General features: G+C 66.9%; 19 protein-coding genes. 6 read left to right on the top strand and 13 right to left on the bottom strand.

Going from position 1 to position 23,416, the window contains the following annotated elements; all coding sequences use genetic code 11:
- Positions 1–33: 33 nt before the first annotated feature.
- Together ctaD and ACFV57_RS36285 are read left to right on the top strand one after the other, a co-directional pair.
- Positions 34–1,848, top strand: coding sequence for a cytochrome c oxidase subunit I (gene ctaD / locus ACFV57_RS36290; RefSeq protein WP_385241334.1), 1,815 nt, complete (start codon positions 34–36; stop codon positions 1,846–1,848).
- A gap of 138 nt (positions 1,849–1,986) precedes the next feature.
- Positions 1,987–2,544, top strand: a complete 558-nt coding sequence (locus tag ACFV57_RS36285) for a hypothetical protein (protein WP_385241331.1) — start codon at positions 1,987–1,989, stop codon at positions 2,542–2,544.
- Positions 2,545–2,729: 185 nt separating this feature from the next.
- On the opposite strand, the gene ACFV57_RS36280 is transcribed toward ACFV57_RS36285, so the two are convergent.
- The 3 genes from ACFV57_RS36280 to ACFV57_RS36270 form a co-directional block, all read right to left on the bottom strand.
- Positions 2,730–3,872 carry a flotillin family protein gene (locus tag ACFV57_RS36280; RefSeq protein WP_385241328.1) on the bottom strand — a complete coding sequence of 381 codons (1,143 nt, stop codon included), beginning with the start codon at positions 3,870–3,872 and terminating at the stop codon, positions 2,730–2,732.
- 14 nt (positions 3,873–3,886) lie between these two features.
- Positions 3,887–4,138 carry a hypothetical protein gene (locus tag ACFV57_RS36275; protein WP_385241325.1) on the bottom strand — a complete coding sequence of 84 codons (252 nt, stop codon included), beginning with the start codon at positions 4,136–4,138 and terminating at the stop codon, positions 3,887–3,889.
- A 124-nt stretch (positions 4,139–4,262) separates the two neighbouring features.
- Positions 4,263–5,204, bottom strand: coding sequence for an alpha/beta hydrolase (locus tag ACFV57_RS36270; protein WP_385241424.1), 942 nt, complete (start codon positions 5,202–5,204; stop codon positions 4,263–4,265).
- Positions 5,205–5,731: 527 nt separating this feature from the next.
- Between ACFV57_RS36270 and ACFV57_RS36265 the strand changes: the two genes are divergently transcribed.
- Positions 5,732–6,724, top strand: coding sequence for an ArsR/SmtB family transcription factor (locus tag ACFV57_RS36265; protein WP_385241322.1), 993 nt, complete (start codon positions 5,732–5,734; stop codon positions 6,722–6,724).
- On the opposite strand, the gene ACFV57_RS36260 is transcribed toward ACFV57_RS36265, so the two are convergent.
- From ACFV57_RS36260 to ACFV57_RS36215, 10 genes are all read right to left on the bottom strand, one after another.
- Positions 6,717–9,815, bottom strand: a complete 3,099-nt coding sequence (locus ACFV57_RS36260; protein WP_385241319.1) for an NACHT domain-containing protein — start codon at positions 9,813–9,815, stop codon at positions 6,717–6,719. The two genes, ACFV57_RS36265 and ACFV57_RS36260, sit on opposite strands and share 8 nt — an antisense overlap.
- A gap of 183 nt (positions 9,816–9,998) precedes the next feature.
- Positions 9,999–10,166 (bottom strand): hypothetical protein, encoded by a 168-nt coding sequence (locus ACFV57_RS36255; RefSeq protein WP_385241317.1) that lies wholly within the window; start codon positions 10,164–10,166, stop codon positions 9,999–10,001.
- Between the two features lie 539 nt (positions 10,167–10,705).
- The gene (locus tag ACFV57_RS36250; RefSeq protein ID WP_385241315.1) at positions 10,706–11,386 is read right to left on the bottom strand and encodes a hypothetical protein; all 681 of its coding nucleotides are present in this window, start codon (positions 11,384–11,386) and stop codon (positions 10,706–10,708) included.
- Positions 11,383–11,943 carry a hypothetical protein gene (locus ACFV57_RS36245; protein ID WP_385241312.1) on the bottom strand — a complete coding sequence of 187 codons (561 nt, stop codon included), beginning with the start codon at positions 11,941–11,943 and terminating at the stop codon, positions 11,383–11,385. Before ACFV57_RS36245 ends, ACFV57_RS36250 begins: the two co-directional genes overlap by 4 nt.
- Positions 11,944–12,128: 185 nt before the next feature.
- Complete coding sequence (locus ACFV57_RS36240) at positions 12,129–13,493, bottom strand: sigma factor-like helix-turn-helix DNA-binding protein (protein ID WP_385241308.1); 1,365 nt, start codon at positions 13,491–13,493, stop codon at positions 12,129–12,131.
- Between the two features lie 30 nt (positions 13,494–13,523).
- Positions 13,524–14,123 (bottom strand): hypothetical protein, encoded by a 600-nt coding sequence (locus tag ACFV57_RS36235; RefSeq protein WP_385241305.1) that lies wholly within the window; start codon positions 14,121–14,123, stop codon positions 13,524–13,526.
- Entirely contained in the window at positions 14,120–15,784 is a 1,665-nt protein-coding gene (locus tag ACFV57_RS36230; RefSeq protein WP_385241302.1) for a DEAD/DEAH box helicase family protein, read from the bottom strand. The genes ACFV57_RS36235 and ACFV57_RS36230 overlap by 4 nt, the downstream gene beginning before the upstream one ends.
- A complete protein-coding gene (locus ACFV57_RS36225) occupies positions 15,781–18,129 on the bottom strand; it encodes an ATP-binding protein (protein ID WP_385241299.1) in 2,349 nt (782 codons plus the stop codon). Before ACFV57_RS36225 ends, ACFV57_RS36230 begins: the two co-directional genes overlap by 4 nt.
- Before the next feature lie 576 nt (positions 18,130–18,705).
- Positions 18,706–19,527, bottom strand: coding sequence for a very short patch repair endonuclease (locus tag ACFV57_RS36220; RefSeq protein ID WP_385241297.1), 822 nt, complete (start codon positions 19,525–19,527; stop codon positions 18,706–18,708).
- 4 nt (positions 19,528–19,531) lie between these two features.
- A complete protein-coding gene (locus ACFV57_RS36215; protein WP_385241294.1) occupies positions 19,532–20,866 on the bottom strand; it encodes a DNA cytosine methyltransferase in 1,335 nt (444 codons plus the stop codon).
- Positions 20,867–20,984: 118 nt separating this feature from the next.
- Between ACFV57_RS36215 and ACFV57_RS36210 the strand changes: the two genes are divergently transcribed.
- From ACFV57_RS36210 to ACFV57_RS36200, 3 genes are all read left to right on the top strand, one after another.
- Positions 20,985–21,824, top strand: a complete 840-nt coding sequence (locus tag ACFV57_RS36210; RefSeq protein ID WP_385241291.1) for a GIY-YIG nuclease family protein — start codon at positions 20,985–20,987, stop codon at positions 21,822–21,824.
- Between the two features lie 77 nt (positions 21,825–21,901).
- On the top strand, positions 21,902–22,558 hold the full coding sequence (locus ACFV57_RS36205; protein ID WP_385241288.1) for an Eco29kI family restriction endonuclease: 657 nt from the start codon (positions 21,902–21,904) through the stop codon (positions 22,556–22,558).
- A gap of 330 nt (positions 22,559–22,888) precedes the next feature.
- Positions 22,889–23,416, top strand: a 528-nt coding sequence (locus ACFV57_RS36200; RefSeq protein WP_385241285.1) for a transposase family protein, incomplete at its 3' end; no start/stop codon positions are given.

Raw genomic sequence — 23,416 nt, 5'->3', positions numbered from 1 at the left:
AAGTCATGCGCCAGAGGTGAAGGACACAGCCCGGTGGACGGATCGGTTACACGTACGCAGCAAGACCCCGGAGCGCAGGGAGACCCCGGCGCCCGGGGCGGGCCCGCCACCGAGCCGGGCACCCACCGGAATCCGGACGGGCACGACGGCGCGGCCGACGGGGGCGGGCCCGACACCGGCCCGCCGCCCGGCGCCGTCACCGAGCCGCGGCCCGCCGCGCTCGGCCCCCGCCCGACCCGCCGCCGTATCCCGGTGGAGTGGCTGACCACCACCGACCACAAGAAGATCGGGACGCTCTACCTCGTCACCGCCTTCGTGTTCTTCCTGGTGGGCGGCCTGATGGCGCTGCTGATGCGCGCCGAACTCGCCCGGCCCGGCACGCAGATCATGTCCAACGAGCAGTTCAACCAGGCGTTCACGATGCACGGCTCGGTGATGCTGCTGCTGTTCGCGATGCCGCTGTTCACCGGCTTCGCGAACTGGCTGATGCCGCTGCAGATCGGCGCTCCGGACGTGGCCTTCCCGCGCCTGAACATGCTCGCCTACTGGCTGTTCCTGTTCGGTTCGCTGATCGCGGCGGCCGGTTTCCTCACCCCGCAGGGCGCCGCCGACTTCGGCTGGTTCGCATACGCGCCGCTGTCGGACGCGGTGCACTCGCCCGGCGTCGGCGCCGACATGTGGATCATGGGCGTGGCGTTCTCCGGCTTCGGGTCCATCCTGGGCGCCGTCAACTTCATCACCACCATCATCTGTATGCGCGCGCCCGGCATGACGATGTTCCGGATGCCGATCTTCACCTGGAACGTGCTGCTGACCGCGCTGCTGATCCTGATGGTCTTCCCCGTACTGGCCGCCGCCCTCTTCGCCCTCGAAATGGACCGTAAATTCGGTTCGCACATCTTCGACGCGGCCAATGGCGGCGCGCTGCTGTGGCAGCACCTGTTCTGGTTCTTCGGCCACCCCGAGGTCTACGTCCTCGCCCTGCCGTTCTTCGGCATCATCTCCGAGGTCATCCCGGTCTTCTCCCGCAAGCCGATGTTCGGCTACATCGGACTGATCGCCGCCACGATTTCCATCGCGGGTCTGTCGATCACCGTGTGGGCCCACCACATGTACGTCACCGGTGGCGTACTGCTGCCCTTCTTCGCCTTCATGACGTTCCTGATCGCCGTGCCGACCGGAGTGAAGTTCTTCAACTGGATCGGCACGATGTGGAAGGGCTCACTGTCCTTCGAGGCACCGATGCTCTGGGCCACCGGCTTCCTCATCACCTTCGTCTTCGGCGGCCTGACCGGCGTCATCCTGGCCTCGCCGCCCATGGACTTCCACGTATCCGACACGTACTTCGTCGTCGCGCACTTCCACTACACGCTCTTCGGCACGGTCGTGTACGCGATGTTCGCCGGATTCCACTTCTGGTGGCCCAAGTTCACCGGCAAGATGCTCGACGAGCGGCTCGGCAAAATCACCTTCTGGACCCTCACCGTCGGCTTCAACCTCACCTTCCTCGTCCAGCACTGGCTCGGCGCGGCGGGAATGCCCCGGCGGTACGCCGACTATCTCGCCGCCGACGGATTCACCACCCTCAACACCCTCTCCACCATCGGCTCGTTCCTGCTCGGCCTGTCCTTCCTGCCCTTCTTCTACAACGTCTGGAAGACCGCCAAATACGGCAAGAAGGTCACCGTCGACGACCCCTGGGGCTACAGCCGCTCCCTGGAATGGGCCACCTCCTGCCCGCCGCCCCGCCACAACTTCACCTCGCTGCCGCGCATCCGCAGCGAATCCCCGGCCTTCGACCTGCATCACCCGGAGGTCGCCGCCCTGGAGACGGCCCGGACCACCTGACGTCCCCGGCCCACGGCTGCGTGCGCACGCCGACGCGTACGCAGCCGTGGGCCCCGCAGCCGCGGTCCCGTCACCCTCGGTTCCCGCTCCCGACGCACCCCCGCCCCACCACCCCTCTCCCACGAGGGAGGAACCCCCGTGTCCCACGCCACCCTCGCCCTCGGCGCCACCGCCCTCTTCGCCGCCGGCTGCGTCTGGTACCTCCCCGCGGCCGCCGCCCTGCGCGCCGGCGCCGACCGGCCGTACTCGCACCGCATCGCCGCCGCGTCCTGCCTCACCTTCTGGTGCACGCCCGCACTCGTCGCCGTCCTTCTGCTGACCCCGGTGCCATGGCCCGCCCTCGGCGCCGTCACGGCCGCCGGGGCCCTTACGGCCGCGGCCCTCCTGGCCGTATCCCGTCTGCAACGCTCCCGCGAACAGCACGAGGAGACCCAGCGCTGGTCCAGCCTCCACCAGAGCCACCCGGACGTCCCCGCCCCGGCACCGCCCCGCAACCCGAACCACCCGCAACTGACGTTCCTGCTCTACCTCTTACCGGGCAACATCGTCGCCTCGGTCATCGCCGCCACCGTCCTGCTGACGGCGGACAGCCTGACCCGGCAGAGCGCCGTCACCGCGACCATGACCGCCGTCGGCATCTCCGCCGCCTCTCTGGCCGTCGCCGGCACCCGCGCCCAGGCCGGCCGCCGCCACTGAGCGGTCGCCGACACCGGTCGGCGAAAGGGCACCGACCGGTCTCCGGCGCAGGTCGCCGCCACGGGCCGGTCGCTGTCACCGACCGGCCCGCCCGCTTCCCGTACGGCGATCAAACCCGCCCGCGCCCGTGCCCGCCCCCACCTACCGATTCCCTGCACGCCTGGCGGGCTCCTCCACCTGCTCCCCTACTCGATCTCCACCCGCCCGCTGCCCTGCTCCGGCACCCGCTTCTCGCCCGTGCCCTCTTCCGGCGCGCCCAGGTTCCGCCGTACGGAATCCAGGATCGTCAGCCCCTGCCCGACCAGGCCCGCCGCGATCTCCCCGAGCCCGTCCGCGCCGTTGAGGACGTTGACGTTCGCGCCGGAGAGGCCGGCGGCGGCCTCCTTGACGATCTGCGGGAGCTGGTCGATCAGCATCCGGTCCAGCGCCACCCGGTCGTACGACGCGGCCGCCTCCGCCTGGATCTTCATCCGCTCGGCCTCGGCCATGGCCAGCACCCGGATGCGCTCCGCGTCCGCCTCGGCGGGCTTGACCACCTCGGCCACCAGCTGCTGCTGGCGCAACTGCGCGGCCCGCTCGGCAAGTTCGGTCTGCGCGTCCAGCACCTCCTGCTGCGCGTGCGCCTCCGCCAGCGGACCGGCCTGCGCGGACTGGGCCTGCGCCCGGTCCACCTCGGCCTTGTACTCGGCCTGGACGACGGCCGTCTGCCGCGCGTACTCGGCCTGCTTGCGCGCCGCCTCCTGCTCCGCCTCGGACGCGGCCTGCGTCGCCTGCGCCTGCGCGATCTGCGCCTGGCGCTGGATCGCCGCCTTGTGGGGGGCGGACATGGCGTCGATGTAGCCGGTGTCACCGTCGTCAATCGACTGGATCTGCAACGAGTCCACGTGCAGCCCGATCTTCGCCATCTCCGACTTGGAGGTGTCCAGCACCTCCGTGGCCAGCTTCTGCCGCTCGGTGACGATCTCCTCCACCGTCATCGACCCGATGATGGACCGCAGGTGACCGGCGAAGATCCGGCCGGTCAGCACCGACATCTGGTCCTGGTCGGAGAGGAACCGCTGCCCCGCGTTGACGATGCTCTCGGTGTCGTTGCCGACCTTGAAGGCGATCACGGCCCGTACGGTCAGGGCGATGCCCTGCCGGGTCACACAGGTCTCGACGACCTCCGACTCGCACATCGCCAGGGTCAGGAAGCGGGTCTTGCGGAAGATCGGCAGGACGAACTTGCCGTGGCCGGTCACCACGCGGAACGGCGCACCCCCGAGCCCACGCCTGCCACCCGAGATCAGCATCGCCTCGTTGGGGGCCGGAACGCGGTAACCGAACATCTCTCGTCGTCTCCTCAACCGGCGTCGCCGGCGTCACCGGCCAACGCGTCCAATGGATCGGCCCATCTGATCACGTCGACCTGGCGGCCGCCCCGGGACTCGACCACGAGCACGGCCGTCCCACGCGGCAGCGGATCGTCGGACCACGCGAGGAACGTCTCGGTCCCACCTCTGACCCGTACCAGGACCTCACCGGGCCCGGCGGCGCCACGGGTCCCGAGGACCAGCTCTCCGGCACAGCCGACCACAGCCTCGTCCGGCATCATCGGCGGCCGCCCCCTCGTCGCTCTGGCCTGCAACCCGACTCTAGCGCCCGACCGTTCGCCCGCCCATCCTCCCCAGCCCCGCCGTTCAACTTCTTGACCAGCTCCTGGGCTTTCGGCCTCTCGTTCAGGAGGGAGGCGGCAGATGCCGCGCGAAGCCCGCCCGCACACTCCGGCGTACGGCCGGCACCGACACCTCCGGCCCGGCGGCTCCCACCAGCCTCTTCCGCCCCTCGGCCGTCATCAGCCCCGCGTCCTGCAATTGCGGCACCATCGCCGCGAGATCCGTGAACACCCAGTGCGCGGCGCCACCGATCCGCTGCCGACAGGTACGCCCTCCCGGGTGGGAAAGCATCGCGCTCCAGGACCGCTCCATCTCCGTCCTGCCCTGGAAGCCGTCCGTACCCACCAGGAGCAGCGGCCGGTCCACGCCGTACCGGGCCACCGGAAGCAGCTCACCGGGCCGCCCCGAGGCATCCGGTGCCTGATCGAGAAAGCCCTCCCAGTCGACCGCTGCCTCGATACGCCGGCTGTGCCGGCCTCGTGGGCCACTGCGGTCCTCGTACATCGCCTGCGCCGCTGTGGTCCCGCCGACCGAGTGCCCGTACACGCCCACCCGCCGCAAATCCAACGCCCGAGCCAGCCCCTCCGGTGCCGGCCGGCCCGCCGCGTCCGTTGACCGCCCGCCGCCCGCCCATTCCTCCAACTCGTTCAACACAAACCGCACATCCGCCACCCGCGTCTCCACAACGGTCCGGAACAACCCCGCATCCGCCCTCGGATCCCCCCTGAACACCGTGGCCCTCACCCTCCTACGCCCCTCCCGCCCCACCGGAAACTCGACCGCCACCGCGTCCCCCGGATGGTCGACACACACCACCACCCACCCATGACTCGCCATCTCCTCAGCAGCAGACGTCCCCAGCCCACGCGGGTCCCCGCCACCAGGGCTGTACAGCAGGACCGGCCGACGACCGCCCCTCAGCACAGGCGCGCCGAGGTGCGCATGCGTACGGGTGGCCGCCCAGTCCACCCCTGCCGAAGGCAACTCCGGGTGCACCCGCGGCATAAGGGCCCCGAATTCCCGCGCCACGTCCTGGGACATCTGCCGCCCCACCGGAAATCCCCGCACCGACCGCGCCGGATAGAACACCGAGACCATCACCTCCCGTACGGCAATGTCCTCCCAAGGGTCCCGCCGGCCGCCATCAACCAAGTACAGCTCCACAGCCCCGACCGGATGCGGCCCGGTCGGCTCCGGCAACCGCAGCACGACATCCCCAGGCGCCCTCCCCAGACCCTGCCGAGCCTCCGCGGAACTACCGCGCCCCGTAACCAACCCCGCCACACTCACCACACCGGCCACGCCCATCTTCAACGCCCCACGCCGCCCCGGCCCGCCCGATCCCCTGCCTGCACGCACCATGTCCATCTCTCCTCCCCTGTCACCAGCCGACTCCCACCGGCCAACTGGTCCCCATCCGACGGCCCGTGCGAACGCACCCGCCGTACCCGCACCATGGCGCCCGGAGGCGAACCCGGGCGAACCTTTAGCCCCAGCCCAAAACGATGGCGCGAGCACCACCAGGGGGAGCAGTGCTGCAGATCCACTTCACTACTGCGGATTTCGCCCGCATCCGCATAGCGCCCCGCCCGGCCCCGCTGCTGGAGCTGAACACCGCCTTCATGAAAATGGCGTCCGGCGACAACCCGCTCCTGTTCGGCCGCTGGCGGCAGCGTCTGCTCCGCTCCCTGCCCCCTGCCGTCCTGCCGCTACGAGACCTGGTCCCCGGCGGCCGGGCCCCCAGCTTCCTCGACGTGTACAGCGACTCGCTCCCCGAGGCGCTGGAGACCCTACGGTCGTCCCGTCCGACGCTGATCAGCACCGAACTGCGACGCGTCTACGCTGCCGGACCGCATCCCCCACCGGCCTGGATCCAGGCCCTCCATCGCGGCGACGATGACGCCTGGTCCTTGCTCCTCCGAGCCCAACACATGGCCTTCGAAACCGTCCTACGCCCGGTCTGGCCCCTGGTTCAGGATCTCCACCGAGCGGAGTTCACCCGCCACGCCCTGACCACCGCGGAACACGGCACCGCCGCCGCCCTGTCCCAACTGCTCCCCAACACCCACCTCAACCTCGACGACCACACCTGGTCCCTCCCCGCCCCCACCCCCCGAACCATCCGTCTCAACGGCCGGGGCATCCTCCTCCACCCCACCTTCCACTGGACCGGCCACCCCCTCGTGGCCGACCGCCACGACCACCCCCTGGCCCTCACCTACCCGGCCGGCCCAGGTCTCCCGCTCCAGCCCACCGGCACATCCGCCCCGCACGACACCCTGGCCCCGGTCCTCGGCCACACCCGCACCAAAATCCTCCATCTCCTCATCACCCCCCACACCACCACCGCCCTGGCCCGCCGCCTCAGCCTCAGCGCCCCCACCATTTCCACCCACACCACAGCCCTGCGCAGCGCGGGACTCGTCACGACGACGCGGGCGGGGCGGGCAGTGGTCCATGAGCGGACGGCGCTGGGGGCGATCCTGGCGCAGGGCGGCACTGGGGGCCGCGGTGGGGTCAGGTGACGCTGACGTTCACGCCCTGGATGTCCAGGCTGGTGATGGGGGTGCCGTCGGGGGTGCGGCAGTGGCCGAGATCCACGCTTCGGAGTGCTTCGAAGCGCGCGAAAGCCTGGGGGTCAGGGGGGACGACACAGGCGCGCAGGTGCAGGTAGGACAGCGAGGGCGGCGCGCTTCTGAGCGCCGTGAGCCAGGTGGACACGTCGTGATTGAAGAGATTCAGGTCCTTGAGGGCGGCCATGTCTGCTAGCTCTTCAAAACCTGTCGGCATGCCATTGTGTGACCCGAGCAGGTGCACACTCTCCAGGTGGGGGACCTCTGTCACCGCGCTCACGTCGGTGGCTGCTGTGACCCGGGACAAGGCCACGGATCGGAGTTTCGGCATCCTCTGCAAAATTTCCAGGTTCAGGCCCTCGGATAATGGGAGTGCCAGCCAGTTCAGTTCTGTGAGATCCGTGAGGACCGATTCCCTGCTCACCGCCCCGCTGCCGAACACCAGGAGTTGCTTGAGGCCGGGGTGGAGCCGGAGTACGGACAAGTCTGCCTCCGCCCGCAACCCGCTGACATACACATGCTGCAAGGGTGGAAACTCTGCGAGGAATCCCAAATCTCTCACAGGGTGATTGACTGAGACGGAGGTCAGCGAGGGCAACCGGCTTGCCGCGTTCAGCTGACCAGAATGAGTGAACCGGACATCGGTCTCTTCCAACGGCAGCCGAGACAGAACCCGGTCGGCATAGGTGCCGGCGTCGAAGTAGTCCCATGCGTTGATCAGTCCGTCGACAACGCCCTGGCGTTCGTCGCCCACATACCCCGCCAGCAGCTCCAGGGACTCTTCCCCACCGATCAACGCCACGGTTTCCACCGTCCGCTCCGCGGCATTCTCGGTCAGGTGCCCCAAGGACCTGGGCATCCAGCGCAGCAGACTGGCCCCCACCGCCGCCAGCGCGGGCGGGTCCGTCCTCCGCCGGGCCGGGAGCAGCTTGGTCACGGCCTTGTCCAGGCGGTCGGCGAGCCCGTCCGGCACGGAAGGCAGCGTCTCCTGGCAGGCCGCTGCCAGCAGCCGCAGTGTCCGGGCGTGCCGGGGTTCCTCCTCGGCGCGGTCGAGAATCCCGCCCAGCAGTTCTTCACGCTGCCGGGAGTTGGCATGGCCGGCCGCCATGATGATGGTCTCCCGCCACAGGTCCAGATGCGCCCGGCCGACCAGATTGCCGATGCGGTCCTCCTCCGCGGCCTCGTTGGCGGCGAGATATTCCTGGAACGTACGGTGCACGAAGTCCATGCGGCCCTTGGCAGGGGACCGGAGAATCCCTGACCGGTGCCGTAGCTGTTCCAGCACCTGAGTGCCGTCCGGAATATCAAGATGGCGCATGGCCCGCAGCTGCGCCGAGACGTATACAGCCGCTCTCTCCAAGTCGATCTCACTACGGTTGTTGTCAGAAAGACGCCATGCGAGGTCCCGTAATATGACGAGCTTGTCGCGGAGACTGAGTTTGCTGTCCACCGCGCTCGGCACGTTCCTGTCCGCGTCCCGGTCGTGGACGAGTGTGTGCAAGGCATTTCGGTACAGCTCCATGCGGTCCCGGGGAAGCTGCCGCCCCCGGTTCAGGTGCATGGCGCACAGCATGGCCGCCAACAACGGCGTGCCCGCCAAGGACTGAAGATGCGCGCGGTCCTTGAGGCTGGTGAGCAGGGACTGCTCGTACCTCGGCAGGTCATCGACGGCGCATGGCAGTTCATCGCCCAGTTCCCGTACGGCGAGGTGCCACTGCCGTACGAACGCTGCCAGGTCCGGGGGCGACATCCGGTCCAGGTGGAGGGCTGCGAAGCCCACCTGCCGCAGCCAGTCCACGCCGGCCGCGGCGGGACGCGAGGTGACGACCACCCGTACCTTGTCGTACTGCCCCAGGAGCTTGCGCAGCCACTCGCGCACCGCTCGGCGTTCCCGTTCGAGCAGCTCATCCACCCCGTCGATCAGGAGCAGCGCACCGCCCCCGGCGAGCTGCCGTTCCACCCAGCCCTTGGGCTGGATACCGGTGATGGGCCCGGCGATTCCGTCGAGCATCGCTTCCGGATTGGGCGGCGTCCGGTCGCCGTACTCGCGCAGCTTGATGAAGATGGGGGTGAGCCCGTTCCAGGCGGCAAGTTCGCCTTTGAAAGCCCCGCGCGCCGCCATGATGGCCAGCCAGCGCAGCAAGGTCGTCTTGCCCGAGCCGGCCTCGCCCCGCAGCAACACCCGTGACGCACCGCTCAACGCGGCCTCGACGCGCATGCCGGAACTCTCGCCCGCGGCTTCCTCCCAGAAGCTCATGTCGGGCCTGAGCCGTGGCAGGCAGCGGATGGACCGCCGGCGGGAGCCGTCGTCTCCGGTGGCCCGCAGGCTGACGTAGGCGACCGAGAGCCGTACGCGGGGAGCGGTCCCCTGCTCGGACGTACGGCGGAACAGCTCCACCTCGTCGAGATCCCTGCTGACCAGTTCCAGATAGGCACGGCGGAAGGCCGTGTCCTGGTCGGTTCCGTCCGGCGCGAACAGCGAACGATCGGGCAGCCGCTCCAGAATTCTCCCGACTTCGGCGCCCAGCGTGGCAGTTCGGGCCAGCAGTTCCCCTGCTACCCGCTCCTCGAATACGGGGAGGCTGCGCACGATGCGGACGTAGTACTCGACGCATTCGGCGAAGAGCACCTCGTACAGCTGGGTCTCCGCCTCGTTGAGCCCGCTCGGCGCGCTCACGGAACCAGTGATGCGGCGGATGAGCGCGGCCGGCTGGGCGTCCGCGGCAAGGAGCGCCTCGTCCGAGAGATCGGCCCGCAGGAACGTGTCGGAAACGGCGTCGAGCACGGCCTGACGGCCGCCCTCGTCCAAACGCTGGAACGCATGTTTCAGGAACGGCTCCAGCCGGTCGAACACCGCGTTGGTGATCTGCTCGAACTGCTGCCGCACCTCACGCTGGAGCCGCAGGCCGGGCACGCGCACCCGGACCAGCTCCTCCATCGGCAGCAAACGCTCCTGCTCACGCTGCTTGCCGCCCAGCCACAACCGCCCCGCCGCCTGCGCCACGACCGTACCCAGCCGTAACGCCGCCGTCTCCGCGATCATAGGGACCCCTCCTCCTCGCGAACCCAGGCATTGTGGCAGCGGATTGTGGCAGCGGACGGAGGCAGGGGCCCCGACAACGCATCGACACGGCAAACCCATACGGGCCGATGGTCGCCTGGCCCTCCGGTCCCTACAGACAGCGCCGCCGGACCGAAGCCCTGCCTCCTCCCTCTACCGTCCCGGTTACCTGGACTGCGGCGGTTTGGGCCAGGAAGCGCCGGCCGCCGCCGCGTCGAGGAGGTCTCCGAGGCGGAGCCAGGCGGTGGCTCCCGCGTATGAGGCGGGGCTGGAGGCGAACCGGGCCCAGGCCTCGGCATCGTCACCGAGGGCGCCGAGGACAGCAGCGGTCACGGCGGGGTGGGCGGACTCGCTTCCGGAAAGATGCCGTGGCACCTCCGGGAGGAGGCCGCCCGCAGGACCGACCGGAACATCAGGGGAAGCCGCCCCGGCGACCGCCCATGTGTCGCACTTCACTTGCACGCGGCCCCGCCACCGCGAAGCGGTTCTGGCCCACGACGAACCGACAACCTGGCCACGCGGAGCCGAGCCCCACCTTTCCGAGCCCCAAATACCAAGCGCCCCTGGAAACACATCAGGGGCCCGACCCGCTCTCGCGGATCAGGCCCCTGACCTGGTGTTCCTTCAGTCGGGGTGGCGGGATTTGAACCCACGACCTCTTCGTCCCGAATGAGGTCCGGGCAAGATCGACACCAGGCGGATTGATGACGTGCCTGGCCAGGGCGTTGGACTGGGACGGTCTCGGGTGGTGTGAAAAGGACTCGGGGAGCGGGTCGGCTCCCAGATGGCTCCCAATCGACGGACGCTGAAGCTGCCTGTCCCGGCGTGTTGGCTCGCGCCGGATCAGGGGTGGTGGCGCTCGTCCGAAGGGCTCAGATCACCGTCGAGGGAGCGTGCTTGCTGAGGTAGCTCTTAAAGGTCTTCCTGATCTCCGCTTGAAGGTAGCCTGCCTGCGGTGAGTTGGGCACCACGTCGGGCTCGAACCCTCTCTTTCGGGCATCGAGGTACCGTACGATGTTCGACGACCTGGAGTTGGCGACGAAGAGTTCGTTCTGGGTGCGGATGTCGGCGCGCAGTCCCTCAAAGTTCCGTGCGAGGCCGATGCCGAGGTTGGAGACATAGTACTTGCACTCGACGATGAGGACGCTCTGACTACCTCGCGGTGCGATGCCCTGCGCTCGGCTCAGAGCAGCTTCCTCGGCTGGTAGCACGAGCACGTCGCACTCGTGCAGTACACCCGACGAGCCGGTCACGTAGACGCCGAGGTGGACTTCAAGGGCAGGAGCCCCGTCGAACTCGATCACGGCGTGGGTGAACGGCTTGCTGTTGCTGTACAGGCGACCAGGCCCCGTACGGAAGACGAGGTGGCTGGCCTTCGCCCCGTAGACGTCTTCGTAGGTGACGGTAGCGCCATGCCGACTCGCGGTCGCGACAATCAGGGAGAAGATGAAGCCCTCGTAGACGTCGGACGGCTTCGAAGTGGAGTCATACGACACTGTCCCGGCAGCCAGAAGGCTCTTGATCTCGTTGACCAGGTGATCGACCGTGCTCAACTGACTACCTCCCTCGTCACCTCGGCCAGTAGTTGACCTACACGTGTACGTTGCTCAGTCGGCAGCCGATCTGCCCGGAACTCAGTTCGGCTGCGGCGCGATCGAGTGCTTTCGTCCGGCTCGAATACGACTCCCTCAACCATGTTCCGACTGCCGGCGTCGCCCTCGGGCTCGGACCGGAGCGTCTTCAGCACCTCCAGTTCCATCTCAGGCAGGTCGAGGAGCACGCGCTTTAGCGCGTCCAGGAGGAGCTGCACACGCTCTTCGTCTGTCATGGCTCGCGTGGCGATGACCAGTGTTCCTCCCCTGCGTGGTGACTCGTACTCTCCGAGGCCAAGCACGCTGCGGTCTACGACCTCGTATCGAGCCGCTGCCGCCGCCGGACTCGTGGCAGGGGAGTCATCGCCGCGGCGCTGCTGGCGTCGGCGGAGGATCTTCTCTTCAGGTACTCCTGCGGCGATTGCCGTGTCGACGTCGTCGAGCACCCAACTCAGGGTGGTGTCTTGCAGCGCTTCGCGGAGCTGTCGCTCCACGCGGCGCAGTTCGAGTTGATTCATCTTCCCCTCGTTTCGAAGTTCCTGCTTGACGGTTCGTGGCCTTCCGGCGCTTTGCTATCTCGACGGGGCGCGCTCAGCCGCCGAGGAAGCGCCACCAGCGCCGACCGGCATGTGGAACGGCGGCTCCTAGGTATCGGTGAGGGCGGCCATATGGAGGCCAGGGCAGTTGGCTGCGCAAGTGATTCTTATATTGGAGCGTTGACGTCAACGTCGCGTGAGGCATTCGCTGTCGATGGCACCGCAGCCGACGTCCGCCGAGCCGGACAAGCGTCCGGCTCGCAGCCATGGCCGATACGCGCGGTGCCGTCGTCGAGGCGGAGGAGGACGGCGAGCACGCAGCCGTCGACTACCCCGAGTTCGAGTGCGTGACGGCGGAGGCTAGAGAGTTGGGCGCTGCTCGTGCTGCGGCGGACAACGAGTGGTGAGTGGTCACCGGGCGTTGTGAACGTGCGGCTCGTCGGGGCCTGGCGAAGCCCGATCCTCCAGGCCAGCCAGGTGTGCACGTTGACGCCGCTACCCCGCAGGACGTCCCGGCTCACGGGGATCCGCACGCCGAGGGCCTGCCCTTCGACGGCCATCGTGTCTGGCCGGACCGGTTCCTCCTCCACGAACGGGTGGGCGCCGCGGGAAATGAGGTCGACACGACCGTCAGAGGTCTCACCGAGCTGATCACTGAGCAGGCACTGCTTCAAACGCCATGGGGTGACCGGGTACAACTCCGTCACTCTGGCGAAGAGCTGGGCTTGCGATAGGGGGCCTGACTCGGTGACCACCGCGACCATGACTTCCACTGCGGAGGTGTACGTGGACGCGCGCAAGTGCGTCCACTCCGCCAGGGCCCAGGTCCCCTCGGGCCGGATGTGTCGAAATCGGTCGTCACGACGCAGGGCCTCCCGCACGGCCGCAACGGTCGTCGCCTCCATCGGGGCGAGCAGCTCGTCGGCTTGGCAGGGACGGCCCATCTCCAGAAGCCACAGGTATGCGGCGTCGCGTCCTCGCGCCTTACGGCGGACCCAGTGTCCGTTCGAACTCGGGGCGAGTCGCGACTCGGAGTGGCTCAGGAGCCTGGCCAGGGGAAGACCAGCGGGCAGTCCAGCCTCGAAGGCCACTTGATCGAGTTCGTCGCCTCGAAATGGAGCGGCCTCGACGAGACGGCGCAGGGCGGCGCTGAACGCGTCGGGGTCGGCACTCCACCAGCCACGCAGGGGCCCCGCCCACGTACGCGGCGTCTTCAACCCTGCTGCGGTCAGGAGCTCCTCCAGCGCCACGTGGTCGACAACCTCAAGCGTGGCGGCGAAAGTCTCTCGCGGGGTGGCCGGGCCTGCGCCTGCGGCCCGGGCTGTCTCTCGCCAACCGCTCTGGATGATGTCCGCCATCTCCACGAGTCGCTCCCGCGCACGTTTCTGGATCTGGCGCACGCGCTCGCGGTTCAGCCCGAGCAGATCTCCCACCTCGCCCAGTGTCCGTCCCTCGGCCCGGCCAGTGATGACGACCCGCTCACGCTCGTTGAAGGCCCCGGTCTCCCACGCCCTGACCAGCCACTCGTCCATAGACCACCTGCCGTTCCCCATCGACACCCCCTACATCTCGTTGAAATAAACGACCCGCACGCCGAGGAACTCAGCCAAGCGCCGGTGTTCCTCCTTCTTCTCGGGCGGCACGGGGGCGCGGAAGGGATCGACGACACAGATCGTCCAGGGCCAGGTCTCACCGGTGGACCGGTCGAGGACCGCCGGCCACATGAGGTGCTTGAGGTTCGCCGCCGTGCCGACCACGAAGTGCTGTTCCTCGTCCTCAGTGCCGACCTCGCGGATTTTGGCTCGCATCGGTTTCTGCTGGGTGGTCCCCGGGATGACCTCCCAGTCGGGCCCAATGGCCGCCGTCACCATCTGTTCGAGCGTCGCTGCTGGCCGCGTCACGTACTTGGCGTACTTGCCCTCGCCGCGCCGTGCCCGCTCGTACTCCTTCATGGGGCAATCCTTGAGCCAAGGACGGATGTTGGCCTGCTGCCCGACGAAGTCGAGGATACGACCGCCGATCTCCTGGTCCTCCGTCCATTCCTGGTACAGCCGGGTGCGGTCCGCGTCCTGGAGATGCGGCCACTGGGCCGCTTCGGCCTGGGCGTAGATCCGCGTGACCACAGCCTTTTCAACTGCGGGAGGGATCTTGTAGTCAGTCACAGGATTCCTTTCGGAAAGGGGAATTGGAGGCGGACCTCGTCCGCCGCGGTCTCGAGGTCGGCGGCGTCTTGGATCCACATGTCCATCAGGGAACCGACCGTCTCGTCCTGGAACTCGATCCGGGAAACATGCGGGAGTTCCAGGTGCTCCGTCTCTTCGGCCTCCAGCGTCCGTCGCAGGTTCAGCACCGCTGCGGCACGGCGGATGTCGGTGACGAAGTCGAGTACCTTCAGAGCTGTCTTACCGGGGCTCAGCCGCAGCCCGCGGCCCAGCTGCTGCACGAAGATCCTCCGACTGTGGGTGACACGGAGGAAGGCGATCAAGTTCACGTCGGGCACGTCGACGCCTTCGTTGAACACGTCCACGCAGGTAATCACCGGGATCCGGCCGAGACGGAACTCGTTAAGTAGGACGTCCCGATGACGCTTCGCCAGGCCGCTGTGCAGGTGAGAGGCATTGCCCCACGCCGGATCCGAGACAGCGAGGAGCCCTGCCATGTGCTCAGCGTGCTCGATTGTCTGACAGAAAAGAATCGCACGGGGCTCAGCGGTCTCCCGCCACGCCGCCCGCAGGTGCTCGACGATCTCCTCATCCCGCTGAGGGAGGAACAGGCGCCGGTTGAGGTCCTTGATTGAGTAGCCGTGACGGCTGACGTCCTGAACGGTGTCCCAGTCGACTCCGTCCGCGTACAACTTGTAGTCGACGGCCGACAGGTAGCCCGCTGCCATGCCCTCTGCGATACCCATCTTGAAACTGGGACGGCCGAAGCGGGCGGTGATGTCGAACTTGTCGCCGCGCCAAGGGGTGGCGGTGACTCCGAATCGTCCCGTAGCCCCGCATAGATCGAGGAGTTCCGCAAACCTGCCGGTCTCGGCCACGTGATGCGTCTCGTCGATCATGATGAGTTCGGGTTCGTAGCCCGCACGCACGGCGGACAGCGCCGACTCGACAGTCGCCACGACGACCCCGTCGAGGGCGCGGGGCTTGTTCTCGCCAGTGAGCAGGCGGGTAGGCACGCTCTTCGGGAGGTGCCGCCACAGTGCCTTCTCCAGTTGGCCGACCAGGTCGCGCATGTGGGCGACGACCAGGACACGCGCGTTCGGCCGCGATGACAGCAGGTTCCCGATGACCTCTCCGCCGACGAGCGTCTTCCCCAACCCTGTCGCCAGGACCAGCAAGGCTGTCCCTGCGGCGTCGAGATCCCGTTCGATCGCAGCCACGGCCCTTTCCTGGTACGGTCGCAAGGAGTATGCGGTGGGCACGTGGCTGGGCATCCTCTGGCCGATCGCGTGCAGAGTGGCCCCATGCCACAGGGTGATGTCGACCCCGATCCCCTCCAGCTCCTTCCGCCGAGCCTCCGCCGACGCGGTGATGTTCGTGTTGGTGACCAGTACGGCCTTGTCGGCGCGGTAGTGGGTGCGAGCGCGCTCGAGATCGTCGACGCCGGCGTGGTCAGCTGTGCCAGTAGCCTTCCACTTGCACTGGAACACCCACTGCTCGCGTTCGCGGACCGCGAGCAGGTCGGCACCGTGGTCATGAGCGCCGTCGATGACGCGAACGTCTTGGAATCCCAGATGCCACAGAGATCGTTCGAGCGCCTTGGTCAGTCCGTCCGGGCCACCTTCGCGCAGTTCGTCGGCGGCCAGGAACACGGCACTCATCCTTCGCCAACCAGCTCGTCGCGCAGCAAGGCGATGCTCAGACGGGCCCGCCGCAGCTGCTGGGCGGTGACCCCACCCGCGAATGTGCCGTGCGTCGCCACGTCCGCGAGGCAGCCGGTGACCCGAGCCAGGCTCAGCGCTTTCGCGGAGGGCGACGACACCCCGGTGTACGGGCCACGGAAGACTCCACCATCCATGAACGACTCCGGCATCGTCTCGATGAGCCGGACCAGTGCCAGTGCGGGCATGTAGTGGACGAAGCCGGAGTTCCGGCCCAGACGGCTGACGAGACCAATTTGTCCGGCGGCGATCATCTCTTCTTCGGTCGCGGTCTTCTCCTCCTGGCGGAGGTGATCGTAGGCCACTGTGTAGCCATCGTTCTGGTCGAGCACCGCAGCCACACGTTCCCGGATCTCATTAAGCAGGTCGCGAGCCTCCGCGCCGACGGTGATGCCGTCGAGCGCGCTGTCCTGCAGGGACTCGGCGCGGATCGCGGCGACGAGCTGGGACGGGCTCCATTCGGACCGCGCCCGCACCTTGAGGACGGCGGCCAGTTCGACGAGGAGGAGATCGGCGTAGTCCGCCCCGAACCGTCGGAACACGGCGTGCTCGGGGTCGATGAGGGCGGTGAGCTCGTTGCCGGACCGCTGGTCGAGGAGGAGCGGAACGTGTAGGCCATCGTCGCCGAGAAGCCGCTCGCCCGGCTTCAGCAGCAGGCTCCGCACCTTCACATAGCCGAGTTCGGGGTGGCCCAACGATCGACTTAGGTACGCGTGGGGCGTCGCCGCCTGCTCGTAGCGGGCCAGGCGCTCGCTGCGGGTTACCTTCTTCTCCTTCAGCGACAGGAGGGCCGCCGAGACAGGTGTGGCGGCGGTGGTGGACGTGCTCTGCGGGTGAGCCGCGCCGGAGGACGGCATGCCGGTCGGAAACCCGAGGGCTTCCTCGACGGCCTTCTCATCGGGCTGGGCCGGCACACTGGCCGCCGTCTTGTCCTCCTTGCCGCGCTTCTTGATCTCTTCGTGCCGTAGGACCGTCTGCCACCAGTGCTCGTCCGTCTGGAACTCGGGGACGCCCGCCTGGAACTTCCTGCCCCAGTCTCGAGCGTCCTTATGGACAGGCTTTTGGCCGTCGCCGGGAACAAGGTAGCGAAGGCCGGCGTCGTTACGCCGGAAGCCCTTGAACAGCAGGGCGAGCGGACTGTCGTTCTCCGGGTAGCCTGGAGCGCGCTTGGGTTGGAGCGGTGCCACGCCGCGCAGCAATTCAACAGCCGCGAGCCAACTGCGATCTCCGTACTCGAAAGCGTCCTTCTGGTAGGTGACGGGGACGTGGTCGAGATGGATCTCGCCGATGAGACGGCCACCCTGGTGAGCGAGTTCGACCGGATACTCAGGAACCTCCTCGTCGCCCTCGCGGCTTTCGGGGTTCTTCCAGGCGAAGAGCTTCTTGTCCCAGCGCAAGATCTTCCGGCCGTTGCGTAGGAAGTCGATTCCGTACTCTGTCTTGTCGAGATAGCGCTGGACGCCGAGCCAGCCGTGGATCCGGCGTTCACGTACGGTCAGGTTCCCGCTGCCGCAGATCGAGCAAACATCGCCCGAACCAAGCTGCCACTCCCCGCAGTCACGGCAGGCGATCCCGTCCTGGAGCTTTTCGTCGATCTTGATGTAGGCGGGGATCCGTTCTTTGCCGTTGTAGAGCACGTAACGATCGTCGCCCCAGCGGCAGTGGCGGACCGGCTTGACGCGGTTCCCGCCGATGTAGAGGTCGAAGGGGTGTTCGGTGAGGATCCACGAGTACACCGACCCCAGGGTGTTGCGGAGAGAGGCGCCGTTGCGGCGCAACCACTCGGCCCGCGTTCGGTGAAGGCGGTCGACGATGATCCTCGTGCCGTGCTGGGACGGGTCGGTCTTCGGCTCGGTGATGTCCTTCGCCTCGAAGTCGTCCTTGATCTGGTCGAGGTCGATCTCGACACCGATCCATTCCGTGTCGCCCGCTCGGGTTGTCAGGACGCGGGTGCGTCTACCGAGGCGGGCGGTTGAGATATTGAAGCCCATACCGAACAGGCCGAGCTTGTCGTGCATGTCATTCCCGGACCAGCCGGCCCGTACCGCGCGCGCCAGCCGGTCGTACGACATGCCCCGACCGGTGTCGCGGACCTCCAGAATCCCCTTCGGGGACGATGGCAGGGTCACGCTGACCGTGAAGCCGTCCGGCCACTCCGTCCCCGAGCGGAGGATGTCGAGAAAGTCATCGAAGGGGTTGTCGACGAGTTCGGCCACGCACTGCCACTCATCGAAATCGATCTCACCCAGCATGCTCAGCACGCGGGCGGAAGGGGTGATCTTCACTCCGGCGGAACCCTCCTGACGGGTGGGGACGCTGCACGACGGCCGCGGCGTGCGTGGGCACGGCGAAGCCGCCCGACTCTCATGAGCCGAGCGTTCGAGTCTGAAGGATAGAGGTGACCACTGACAATCTGGCCGAAGTTTGCGAACCAGGGGGAATCGTGTGGCTATCGGAAAAAGGATGAAAGTGTTGTATCTCCGTGAACAGGGACGTTCCGGTCACGGATGGTGAGAGGGACGAGTGGCCGTCACGGTCACGGCCTGCTCGCGCACCAGGTTTGCGACGGGTGCCGCGGTGGTCGGGGCCTTCGTGCTCCCGAGGAGGACGACGCGCAGTCACCCGCACCCGCGTCGGCTCAGAGCACACGGCAAGCTGTCTGACTCGCCGCAGCGCCCTTTTGGTCGATCTTACTTCCACCACGCGCGAAAGGCCGGGGTGATGATTCGAGGCCCACCCGAAGTCACCATTGACGCCGACGGCGCAGTTGCCTTGCCTATAAATATGCTGGCTGGGGCTTTTTGTGCCCCCGGTAAGACATCACTGGCCCACAGTGACAGTAGGACCGAAGCCTGCGCTGTTTAGCTGACGCTGTCAGTGGTCTGGCCAGTGGTTGCTCGCCGTAGTGACGAGGTGGGTTGAGTGCGTTTTCTCCGGACGGCATTCTCGATTCGAGTCGCCGCTTGGGCGAGGTCGTCGTGTTCCCAAATGCGGATGACTGTCCAGCCGGCTGCGGCCAGCGTCTCGTTGGTCTCCGTGTCCCTTGCCATGTTGCCGTTGATCTTCTCGCGCCAGAAGTCCGCGTTCTTCGTGGCAGGCCGATAGTGGTTAGGGCAGCCATGCCAGAAGCAACCGTCCACGAACACCGCGACGTGGTCGCCGGGGAATACGAGGTCGGCTCTCCGCCGGACGTCGGCGATCGGCCGGGCGTCCACTCTGTAGCGCATGCCGCGGCGATGGAGCAGGCTGCGAAGCAGCAGCTCCGGTCTGGTGTTCTTGCCGCGGTTGCCGCGCATCGAAGCCCGCACCTCGATCGATGACGCTGTCGACTCGGGAGGAAGCGTTTCCTCGGCCAGGAGCCCCTTCGCTCGTGCTTGTCGCCATGCCTCGGCTAGATTCTGTTTGCGCGAGTCGAACTCGACCTCGCAGACGTACCTCTCTTCGGTCTTGCCGTCCTGTGACCAGCGTAGATACGCGCGAATGCGCCGTGTGCTCCGGTATAGGCGAAGTGTGATTGAGGCACGCGCGAGGCGCCCGTCGCCCAGATCGACATAGCGCCGATTGCGGCCGCCGGCGGTGCGGTCTTGCTCGACTGCCGGTGTGGCCGCGCCAGCTCGACGCTTATACGCGCGCTCCGGGGGCAGTCTGTCCTTCCAGCGCCCCCCGGCCCCTGTCTGCGGCATGACTCTAGTGTCCAGCCGCAGAGAGAGCATCGGCGACAGCCTTGGCGAAGAACTCACCGAGGACGACTGGAACGGCGTTGCCCAACTGCCGCATTTGCTCGCCTCGGGGGCCGGAGCCGTGCCATTCGTCCGGGAACGTCATTACTCGGGCGGTCTCGCGCACGGTCATGTAGCGGTACAAGCCGTCGGTTCCAGGCACCCGCTCGTCCAGTCGCATCACGGACTCACCACCCGGCACGCCGTGAACGCCGGCCTTGACGGTCTTCGCGGGACGATCGAGTTCGTTTGGAGTGTGTCCCTTGTAGATGCGGGCTCCAGGCCACCCGATGTGACCGACGGCGCCGATCTCCCGGCCGAAATCGAACTTCTCGAGGAGGCGCTCCAGGTCGACGGAGGGCAGTGCCGGGAGCTTCACGTCCGTGCCGTAGCCCTGTATGGCGTCGCGCAACGTGCGCCACGGCTGGCAGTCGTCTTCCTTGATTACCTTCGGAAGGTGCTTTCGTACTCGGTCGCGAACGTGATCCTTTACCTCTGGGTGACGCTGCCAGTAAGGTCCGTCCTCGTCGCGCATGGATCGGTACAGGGCGTCCTCGGAGAACCTCTCCGTCGTGACGTACTTCTCGAAGGCGTCGACGTCCACGCCGAGGTCTGCCCGAAAGGCCACGATCACGACGCGGTTGCGTACCTGCGGAACTCCATAGTTGGCGGCGTTGACCCGCACCATTACGACCTTGTAGTGATCCGGGTCACTGTCCTCATCGGGCAGTTGGTTGAGAATGCGCGTCAGGTGGGCGTTGTGGTCCTGCCACTTGACGCGATCGACGCGCTTCTCAAACGGAAGTCGCAGCTCGTTCTGGATGTATTGGAAGTACTCAGCGAATGACGGTCGCAGTAGTCCGCGGACGTTTTCGCAGATAACTGCCTTCGGGCGCATCTCCCGCACGGCCTTGAACATGGCGGGGAACATATTGCGCTTGTCCTCGTCGCCCTTGGCGGCTCCGCCAGCGCTGAACGGCTGGCACGGAGGGCCCCCGGCGAGGACATCGACCTCACCCTGGAGGGCGCTCAGGTCTAGGTCGCGTACGTCCCCCGGGTAGAGGGGGGCGGGCTGCCCCGGCTGTGGGGGCTTGGGGTTCCTCTCCTCGGTACGCTCCAAGCCGTCGACGCCGAGGGTCTTCCGCGCGCTCGCGATCAGCGTCTCGCAGGCCCGGTTGTTGAACTCGTTGAATAGGAGTGGGCGGAAGCCCGCTTGGTGGACCGCCATGGCAAGGCCGCCCCCACCTGCGAACAGTTCAACGCTGGTCCGCGGCTTCGTTACTTCTTCAGGCAGGTCAACCATGGGGAAACCATACCGCGGAGTTGGTGATCATGGCGCCTTTTCACTCGAACGGGTCGCCTATAAGTGAGAAAGACCATAGGGTCCGTGGTGACCAACGCGGCAGAAGGGGCCCACGAGAATGACGCAGGCGGTCAGGTCAGACGGTCGTGGCACCTACCACGATGACTTCCGGCTGAGCATCACCAAGGCCCTTGGTGATCAACTGGCGCGGGCGCTGACGGACCTCGGTCGTGCTCCGCTCGCCGAGCAGTACCTCGCCCGCCTCGACGAGCGGCCAGGCGTCTACCAGCTATACCTTCACGACGAGTTTGTCTACGTAGGCAAGGCTGATAAATCCCTGCCCAGTCGACTGGCCAACCATCTGCGGAAGCTCTCGGGCCGACGCAACATCGACCTCCGCGATGTTGCGTTCTCCTGCCTGTACGTCGACGAGGACTTCTCCGCCCTGGCTCCCGAGCAGCTGCTCATAAGCCATCACAAGGAAATGGGAAACATACCGTGGAACAACAATGGGTTCGGCAACAAGGACCCGGGGCGTCAACGTGACAGTACGGTCCTGAAGAAAAACCACTTCGACATCGTCTATCCGATTGACCTGGATCGTGCGGTCGAGGGCCTAGAGCCCGGGAAAATCGCGCTGAGTGCCTTTCTCAAAGTGCTCAAGAATGGTCTGCCCTACAACTTCCGATACGCCGAGCCGCCACGCTCGAAGGCGACCTTCGTGACTGTGCCGCAGGCTGGCTTATCCGCCCACGAGGCGTTTCATTTAGTATCCGAGGCGCTTCCGGAGACATGGCAGATCGCTGCCCTTATGGGGTACGTGATTATGTATGCGGACTCCCCGGACGAGTACAGAAGCGCTTGGCGGTACTACCGGTCCGGCAGAGTGGTCGAAACTGAGCCCGAGGCGTCGCCCGAGGAGATGACCCAAGATGATCTATTCGATGCCGGCGAGTGACTAGGAAGCGCGGAAGTCGAACGCGGCCCGTCCAAGCTGACCGTTCTCGCATACGCTCGATCACCTATCAGGAAGCCATGCCCGCCGAGTACACCCCTGCGTCGTTCGACCCACTGTCGACCGTGCAGATCGCGAACACCATCTGTGAGACTTTCGAGCGACAACCCCTGGTATCCATGACTGACGAGATCCCGAGGTTCGAGGGTTCCGGGCTGTATGCCCTTTACTATCGTGGCGCGAGCGTAGACCTATACCTGCCGCTCGCCAGCCTTCAGATTCCTGTCTACGCGGGGCAGGCTCTTTCCAGTAACACCGCCACCGGGGAGAAGGTTCGGGAGCGGTATCCCCTCCATAGCAGGATCAAGCAGCACCGTTTGTCGATCATGGAAGGTGGTCTCCCGATAACCGACTTCCGGTTCCGTGCCCTCCTGCTGCCTGACGTGCACGCCGACCTGGGAGAGAACGCGCTTCGCGTCGGATACACGCCGGTTTGGAACAGCAAACTCAAGGGCTTCGGCAGCAAAGAGCAGGGGGCGACGACCCGCCAAAGCAAGAAGAGTAAATGGGACACGGTGCATGATGGGCGTCGGCGAACTCACGGTGGCGTTGTGCATGACATCAAGAAGCTGGTCGCGGAGGCCGAGATCCACATTGCGCGGCAAGTGACCGACTATGACAAGCTGCCGTGGCCCCATCCTGCCACCGAGAGCTACCTTGACCTCGACACCCCGTGAGCTCGACTGTCGTCCACGTCCGTTCCAAGGCGATCGGCGCCATGGAGGAGGTGACCTCGAGAGGTCCCCGAAGGCGCTGGCCAACTACACCGTTGCCGACGCGGTGACCGGCCGGCTGGGGCGCGGACTTACTATTTGCTGCGTGACAGCGGGCGGGCAAGCCCTGATCGTGAGGGGCATGGTCGATTGGGGGCCTGACGCGTCCCTCGTTCACAGGCGCCCCGGCGGGGCATCTGGCAGGTTTGGTAGAGGAGCTGGCCCGGCGGTGGACGGCGTCAGCTGAGAGGCGACGGTTTCATGCACGGGGTAGGTTGAGGAATCGCCCACCGCGTGCGGGCGGCCCGGTACGGGGTGGTAGCCACGCTGATCCATCTGCGACACGATCTGTCACCCGCGGTCTTGGGCGTCTTGTTCGGTGTCGATCGCTCGACGGTCAGCCGGGCTGCTGGTGAGGTGGGCCGGCTGCTGGACGACCGGTGCTTCGTCGTTTCCGACCGTACGGACCTGCGACATCGGACGCTGGAGGACGTGCTCGCCTACGCACCGGCCAAGGGAGTCGATCTCAGACTGGGTGCCACCGAGGCTCAGGCCCGTCGGCCTGTTGCCGGCCGCAGGGGCAAGCGGGCGTTCGTGTCGGCAAGGAAGAAACAGAATGCGATGAAGGGCACCGTCATCCCGACGGCAGAGGGTGCACCCTGTGGGACGACACGTTGCGGCCGGGACGGATGCACGACGCCACCGCCGCTCGCGCGGCGGGTGCTGGCGGGCTGCACTACTGACCTTGAATGCGTGATGTCGTCATGGTGGGGCGGGGGTGAGTCCGGTGCCGGTGAGGCAGCCGTCGATCACGTCGCTGCG

This window comes from Streptomyces sp. NPDC059788, assembly GCF_042732265.1.
Taxonomy (GTDB): Bacteria; Actinomycetota; Actinomycetes; order Streptomycetales; family Streptomycetaceae; genus Streptomyces.
Note: the sequence above shows the minus strand (reverse complement) of the source record. Positions and strands in the feature narration are given on the sequence as shown.

Excerpts from the sequence above, each read along its gene's own strand:
- ACFV57_RS36280 (WP_385241328.1), bottom strand. The coding sequence starts at position 3,872 with ATGTTCGGTTACCGCGTTCCGGCCCCCAACGAGGCGATGCTGATCTCG.
- ACFV57_RS36275 (WP_385241325.1), bottom strand. The coding sequence starts at position 4,138 with ATGATGCCGGACGAGGCTGTGGTCGGCTGTGCCGGAGAGCTGGTCCTC.
- ACFV57_RS36270 (WP_385241424.1), bottom strand. The coding sequence starts at position 5,204 with ATGCCGCGGGTGCACCCGGAGTTGCCTTCGGCAGGGGTGGACTGGGCG.
- ACFV57_RS36260 (WP_385241319.1), bottom strand. The coding sequence starts at position 9,815 with ATGATCGCGGAGACGGCGGCGTTACGGCTGGGTACGGTCGTGGCGCAG.
- ACFV57_RS36245 (WP_385241312.1), bottom strand. The coding sequence starts at position 11,943 with ATGAATCAACTCGAACTGCGCCGCGTGGAGCGACAGCTCCGCGAAGCG.
- ACFV57_RS36240 (WP_385241308.1), bottom strand. The coding sequence starts at position 13,493 with ATGGACGAGTGGCTGGTCAGGGCGTGGGAGACCGGGGCCTTCAACGAG.
- ACFV57_RS36230 (WP_385241302.1), bottom strand. The coding sequence starts at position 15,784 with ATGAGTGCCGTGTTCCTGGCCGCCGACGAACTGCGCGAAGGTGGCCCG.
- ACFV57_RS36220 (WP_385241297.1), bottom strand. The coding sequence starts at position 19,527 with ATGCCGCAGACAGGGGCCGGGGGGCGCTGGAAGGACAGACTGCCCCCG.
- ACFV57_RS36215 (WP_385241294.1), bottom strand. The coding sequence starts at position 20,866 with ATGGTTGACCTGCCTGAAGAAGTAACGAAGCCGCGGACCAGCGTTGAA.
- ACFV57_RS36210 (WP_385241291.1), top strand. The coding sequence starts at position 20,985 with ATGACGCAGGCGGTCAGGTCAGACGGTCGTGGCACCTACCACGATGAC.
- ACFV57_RS36205 (WP_385241288.1), top strand. The coding sequence starts at position 21,902 with ATGCCCGCCGAGTACACCCCTGCGTCGTTCGACCCACTGTCGACCGTG.